Annotated in this window: 4 protein-coding genes; 1 reads left to right on the forward strand and 3 read right to left on the reverse strand. The window is 31.4% G+C overall.

The annotated features are described in order from the left end of the window. Positions 1–61: 61 nt before the first annotated feature. From BLV84_RS12330 to BLV84_RS12340, 3 genes are all read right to left on the reverse strand, one after another. Positions 62–439 (reverse strand): hypothetical protein, encoded by a 378-nt coding sequence (locus BLV84_RS12330; RefSeq protein WP_093246158.1) that lies wholly within the window; start codon positions 437–439, stop codon positions 62–64. Between the two features lie 163 nt (positions 440–602). Next, positions 603–905: a type II toxin-antitoxin system RelE/ParE family toxin gene (locus BLV84_RS12335; RefSeq protein WP_093246161.1), complete on the reverse strand. Its 303-nt coding sequence runs from the start codon at positions 903–905 to the stop codon at positions 603–605. Beyond that, on the reverse strand, positions 902–1,144 hold the full coding sequence (locus BLV84_RS12340; RefSeq protein ID WP_028284019.1) for a type II toxin-antitoxin system ParD family antitoxin: 243 nt from the start codon (positions 1,142–1,144) through the stop codon (positions 902–904). Before BLV84_RS12340 ends, BLV84_RS12335 begins: the two co-directional genes overlap by 4 nt. 453 nt (positions 1,145–1,597) lie before the next feature. On the opposite strand from BLV84_RS12340, the gene BLV84_RS12345 reads away from it, so the two are divergent. Next, positions 1,598–2,079: IS110 family transposase (locus tag BLV84_RS12345; protein ID WP_143521386.1), on the forward strand; the 482-nt coding region annotated here is incomplete at its 3' end.

Raw genomic sequence — 2,079 nt, forward strand, 5'->3', positions numbered from 1 at the left:
CTGAATTCCAGTATTTTATGCAATATAAAGAAGATTAAAATTTACTTTACTTTGTTAAAAATCAAATAGTTAAACAATTTTTGTCGTGTACTAAATCTTTAATTACAAATTCTTCTTCTAATGGAAACACAGTATATTTAAAGTATAATTCTCGTGGTTTCTTGTTCATTGCTATTTTGTCGATAAAAGCAAAAGTTATATCTCCTTTTCCGTCTTTTAATTCATACTTCATTTTTTCGTCATTTAATGTCATTGCAAAGTTATATGACATATAATCTTGAAGTTTTAAAGTCACGAAGTTTAAGTCAAAATATGAAATTTGAGTTTGATATTTATTCGATGAACTTGTTAAGAAAGGTTCTGGAAAATAAGGCGAAATTTTTTGTGCGTATGAATTCGCAGTTGTAATTAGTACTAAAATCAGTAAAATTTTCTTCATAGGTTTTGGGTTTTGTTCAAATGTGTGCTAACGTGTTTGTATATGATTAGTGGCGTGGTTAAGCACGGGATTTAGCAAATAAAAACCGAATAGAAAATCCGCGAGGATTTTCGTAAGTAAGCCAAAACCAGCCATTAATTATATACGGTGTTGTGTGCAGTTTTTATTTCAGTCGTTTTTTAATATCCATTCTCTGATGTAAAACTCTAACGATTTCCATAATCTCATTATCCACTTTTCTGTAAAAAATCAGATGAGATTTAATTTTCGTAACTCGATAGTTTTTTCGAGTTTGTTCTACAGATTTTCCTATCAGATAATTGTTCGCAATAAATTCAATTTCTGCTATTATTAAATCGTAATATCTGTCTGCTTGTTCTTTAGACCATTTGTTAAGAGTATAAATCCAAATTTTATCTAAATCCTCAATCGCTTGTTGGCTTATACGATATTTGTTTTTACTCATAAGTGTTTACGATGTAATTCTTTCAGATGTTGTTTTGGGTCAAAATTTTCAACAAATCCACTATTTTCTCCAACTTCTAGAGCTTTAATCAGTTCTCTTTCTTTTTTTTCTTCACGTTCTAACAAACGTAATGCAGAACGAATTACTTCGCTAACCGAACCATATCTGCCAGAATTTACTTCTTCTCTGATAAAATCCTCAAAATGATTTCCGAGTGATATTGATGTGTTTTTTCCCATTTTGACAAAAATTTTCTCAAATATACCAAATCTTGGTAACGTAGCCAAATTGCACAAAACGTGTTTGTATATGGCAAGTAGCGGGCAAACTGGCGAGAACCTTTCCGCCAAGCACAAGCCAAATTTTTGTTTTTGAGTTTTACCTTTTTTTGCTTTAAACGACTAAAACAAAAATTGGCGAACTTCCAAATATACCGGAATTTCCGGTTTAGAACCAAACCTCGCTATTTGCTATATACGGCTTAAGTTTACAATTCATTAATTTTAGAACATAAACAGAAAAGACAAAAAAGAGAGGAATAAGGTTATTATATACGCAGAGACTTTGATCTCGTCAACATTGAAAATCCCCTCTCTTTTCTACACAGATTTCGTACAGTTCTATGAGGCTTTTAGACCTCGATTTTAAGTCGTTGAAACTCGCGTAGATTGTCCTTTCATAAACATTTTCTTATGACTAAAGATATTAAATATTTTGGGATAGACATCAGCCATTTGGTTTTTGATGTGACAGATTCTGATGGAAATTATTATCAATTTAAAAACAGGATATCTGGCTTCAAAAAGTTTGTTAAACTTCTAACAATAGATAGCCATTGTGTGATGGAAGCCACCGGATATTACCACTATCAATTGGCTTATTATTTATTGGAATCTGGGCTAAAAGTTTCAGTAGAAAACCCATTAGCAGTTAAGCGCTTTATCCAAATGAAGTTATCAAAAATAAAGACTGATAAAAGTGATTCTAAACTGATTTGTGAGTATGCAAAACAAGTTGAATTGAAGCTTTGGAAAGGTAATTCTAAGCATCAAATAGAATGTCTTCAAATGACTAGACTCCTTGCTGTGTATACAAAACAAAGCACAATGCTAAAAAATAAAATACACGGCGAAGCTGTTTTAGGAAATCCCAGTAAAGTGGTTTTGAGTTCTCT

The sequence above is a fragment of the Psychroflexus halocasei genome (genome assembly GCF_900107595.1).
GTDB classification, from domain to species: Bacteria; Bacteroidota; Bacteroidia; order Flavobacteriales; family Flavobacteriaceae; genus Psychroflexus; species Psychroflexus halocasei.